Origin of the sequence: Brevundimonas sp., from assembly GCF_050729455.1 — a bacterium.
GTDB lineage: Bacteria > Pseudomonadota > Alphaproteobacteria > Caulobacterales > Caulobacteraceae > Brevundimonas.
In genome coordinates this window covers 1-3754 of sequence record NZ_JBOHLI010000105.1, presented here as the reverse complement: position 1 = coordinate 3754, position 3754 = coordinate 1, and the positions used below count along the sequence as shown (strand labels likewise).

Below are 3754 nucleotides of genomic sequence, written 5' to 3'. Positions count from 1 at the left end.
GCCTGGGCCTGGGTGGCCAGGGCGATGGCACGGCGACGCGCCTCCTGTTCCTCGACCGACAGGGCGCCGCCGGCGGGACGCGGCGCATTGGGGCGCGGCGTCTGGGGCGCGCCCTGATCGGCGCGCGGACGCGACACGTCAAAGCCCTGCGGACGCTGATGTCCGGGGACCGCGCCGGCGCGGCGCTTCGTCTCGACGACCACGGTCTTGGAGCGGCCGTGGCTGAAGCTCTGCTTCACGGTGCCGGTCGAGACCGATCCCGCCGCGCGCGGCTTCAGGCTCAGCGGAGCGCGCGGCCCCGTTTGAGAAGGCGCGTTGGCAGGGGTCTTGCCGTCTTCGGTCTTGTCGTTTTCGTCGCTCATCCGGTCGCTTTACTCGGGGCGGAGAATTCCGCCGTCGTCTCGTCAAACACCCATAGCCGGGCGTGGTCCCGCTCCCTGGTCAGGAAACAGGTCCTCGCCCGCCAAAAGCCTCAGGCTCTCGTTCCGGGGTCTCGCCCCGGTCGTCCTCGGCGCCCTCGCCGGGGCCAGCCCGGCTCCAGCTCTCTGGACGCAGAGGCCGAAATCCCGCCAGTCGCTCGACCTCTAGGGTCCAGCGATCAGCTCGCCCGCCTTTCAGCAGGACGGCGTGTATCGCATTTTCCAGCCCAAGGGCCAAACTCAAATCGTCCGCGCGGAAAGCGCCGCAAATTTTGGGCGCCGGGGACGGATGTTTCGCCAGGGCCAGAAGCTTGCCCCGACCGTCGGCGGACCCGTCCGCCGCCTCGATGACCCAAGCCGTCTTTCCGCCGCGAATGGCGGCGGCGCTCTTTTCGAAGCCAGAGATAAGCACGCCTTCGCGCCGGGCAAGACCCAGCTGGTCCAGACAGCGCCGCACCAGCAGTTTCTCGACCATGTCGGCCAGGTCCGGCGCAGGCTTCAGCGGCGCCTTGGCCGAACGGGCGAACAGGTTCTTCCTCACCGCCGTCTCGATCGAGGCGCGGTCGGCGGCGACCCACAGGCCGCGGCCGGGCAGCTTGCGCGCCAGGTCGGGAGCGACCGAGCCGTCCGGCGCCGGCACGAAGCGGATCAGGCGAGATTCATCGAGAACCTGGCGGGTCACCAGGTCCTGACGGTCTCTATCGATCAGCGCCTCGTTCGGGGTCATGGACGGCTGCGGCTCCCATCAGGCGTCTTGCGACGGCTCGAGGTCTTCTTCGGCGAAGACCTCCGCATCGACATCAACGGCTTCAGCCTCGTATTCGGCGCCCTCTTCACCGGCTTCGGCGAAGATTTCTTCCTCGTACTCGGGCTCGGGCTCAGGCTGCGGCAGTTCCGAGGCGTCGATCCAGCCGGCGGCCACGCGGGCCTGCAGGATCAGCAGCTCGGCGTCCTGTTGCGACAGGTTGAAGCTTTCCAGCACGCCCGCGACCTTCACGCGCTCGCCGTTGCGGACTTCATAGCCGCCGCGGATTTCGTCGGTGGCCAGGTCGGCCAGGTCCTCGACCGTCTTCACCCCGCCTTCGCCCAGGGCGACGGCGATGGCGCCGGTGACGCCCGGAACGGCCAGGACGTCGTCCGCGACGCCGAGAGCCACGCGCTTGGCGTCCAGCTCGGCGGCCTTGCGATCCAGGAACTCGCGAGCGCGGGTCTGCAGCTCCTCGGCGGTCTCTTCGTCGAAGCCTTCGATTTCTGACACTTCGTAAGGCTCGACGAAGGCCAGGTCCTCGACCGTGGCGAAGCCTTCGGTGACCAGCAGCTGGGCGATGGTCTCGTCGACGTCCAGGGCTTCCTGGAACAGGGCGGTCCGCTCGGCGAACTCCTTCTGGCGACGCTCGCTGTCCTGCGACTCGGTGATGATGTCGATCTGCCAGCCGGTCAGCTGCGAGGCCAGGCGGACGTTCTGGCCGCGACGGCCGATGGCCAGCGACAGCTGCTCGTCCGGCACCACCACCTCGACGCGGTCGGCTTCCTCGTCCAGCACCACCTTGGCCACTTCGGCCGGCGCCAGGGCGTTGACGATGAAGGTGGGCTCGTCGTCGTTCCACTGGATGATGTCGATCTTCTCGCCCTGCAGTTCGGCGACGACCGCCTGAACGCGCGAGCCGCGCATACCGACGCAGGCGCCCACAGGATCAATCGAACTGTCGTTCGACAGGACGGCCATCTTGGCCCGCGAACCGGCGTCGCGAGCGGCGGCGCGGATCTCGATCACGCCGTCATAGACTTCCGGCACTTCCTGGGCGAACAGCTTGGCCATGAAGCCCGGATGGGCGCGCGACAGCATGACCTGCGGGCCCTTGGCCTCGGGACGGACGTCGTAGATGTAGGTGCGGACGCGGTCGCCGACGTTGAACACTTCACGCGGGATCGACTGGTCGCGGCGCATGATGCCTTCGCCACGGCCCAGGTCGACGATGGTGTTGCCGTATTCGACGCGCTTGACCGTACCGTTGACGATCTCGCCGACGCGATCCTTGAACTCTTCGTACTGGTTGGCGCGCTCGGCTTCCCGGACCTTGCCGGTCACGACCTGGCGGGCCATCTGGGTCTGGACGCGGCCGAACTCGAACGGCGGCAGAACCTCGACGTATTCCTTGCCGACCTCGGCTTCCGGGTCGCGCTTGGCGGCGTCGCGCAGGCGCACCATGGCGCTGTCGTTGAACTCTTCCAGCTCGTCTTCCGGCTGCCAGTCGTCTTCGACGATGGTGACGTGGCGGGTCAGCGACAGCTCGCCGGTCTTGTGGTCGATCTTGGCGCGGATGTCGTGGTGGGCGCCGTAACGCGACTTGGCGCCCTTCTGGATCGCCTCCTCGATCGCCTCGATGACGATTTCCTTGTCGATGTTCTTCTCACGCGCGACGGCGTCGGCGATCGAGAGCAGTTCGAGGCGGTTGGCGGAAATACCGGTGACGGCCATCAGGCTTTGTCCTTGGTCGAGGTCGGGGTGGTTTGTTCGGTTTCGGCCTCACCTTCCGGCAGGCCGTCGTCTTCGGGTTCGCCGCGCGCCGCGCGCAGGGCCGCGCCCCGCTTCAGCAGTTCGTCGGTGAGCACCAGCTTGGCGTCCGCGATCCACTCGAAGGGGATCAGGGCCGTGTCCTCCTCGCCGTCCAGATCGACGGCGACGTTGTCGCCCTCGACCCCGGCCAGAACGCCCTTGAAGCGTTTGCGGCCCTCGACCATGCGGTCGGTTTCGAGGCGGGCCTCGAAGCCTTCGAACAGCTGGAAGTCCAGCAGGCGGGTCAGCGGCCGGTCGATGCCGGGCGACGAGACTTCCAGCAGGTATTCGCCGGCGATCGGGTCGGCGGCGTCGAACACTTCCGACACGGCGCGAGACAGGCGGGCGCATTCCTCGACCGAGATGTCGTGGTCGGTCACGCGCTCGGCCATGATCTGCAGGCGGCGACGCAGGGTGCCGCCCATCAGGCGAACGCGCACGACGGCCAGCCCCAGGCTCTCGGCCACGGGGTCGATCATCTCCAGCAGGGCGCGGTCTTCAGCGGTCTTGGCGCGCAAGGCTCAGGTCCAAATACAAAAGCGGCGGTCCGTCCGGGCCGCCGCTTGAAACGACGCCGTTGGACGCCGGTCTAACGATGTGAGCGGTCATATAGGCGAAAGCGGGGGCCGTGTCAGCCCCCGCCGTCGTCATGGCCGATCAGAACTCCTCCCAGCCGTCCGTGACCACCGCCAGGGTCGGCTTGCGGGCGGCGCCGCCGGCGCGCAGGGCGGCGACCGTCTGGGCCACCGGCTGGGCGACGCGGGCCGGGGCCTGGACC

Annotated in this window: 4 protein-coding genes; all 4 read right to left on the bottom strand. The window is 68.2% G+C overall.

Annotated features, from left to right (window positions below; all coding sequences use genetic code 11):
- The coding region (locus tag ACREEF_RS15620; RefSeq protein WP_431566488.1) for a translation initiation factor IF-2 associated domain-containing protein at positions 1–362 on the bottom strand (362 nt) is incomplete at its 3' end.
- 79 nt (positions 363–441) lie between these two features.
- On the bottom strand, positions 442–1146 hold the full coding sequence (locus ACREEF_RS15615) for an RNA-binding protein (RefSeq protein ID WP_431566487.1): 705 nt from the start codon (positions 1144–1146) through the stop codon (positions 442–444).
- Between the two features lie 18 nt (positions 1147–1164).
- Positions 1165–2898: a transcription termination factor NusA gene (gene nusA, locus ACREEF_RS15610; RefSeq protein ID WP_431566486.1), complete on the bottom strand. Its 1734-nt coding sequence runs from the start codon at positions 2896–2898 to the stop codon at positions 1165–1167.
- A complete protein-coding gene (gene rimP, locus ACREEF_RS15605) occupies positions 2898–3494 on the bottom strand; it encodes a ribosome maturation factor RimP (protein WP_431566485.1) in 597 nt (198 codons plus the stop codon). The genes nusA and rimP overlap by 1 nt, the downstream gene beginning before the upstream one ends.
- Positions 3495–3754 lie beyond the last annotated feature (260 nt).

Bases quoted from the DNA above. Each gene is read 5' to 3' on its own strand.
- nusA (WP_431566486.1), bottom strand. From the start codon at position 2,898: ATGGCCGTCACCGGTATTTCCGCCAACCGCCTCGAACTGCTCTCGATC.
- ACREEF_RS15615 (WP_431566487.1), bottom strand. From the start codon at position 1,146: ATGACCCCGAACGAGGCGCTGATCGATAGAGACCGTCAGGACCTGGTG.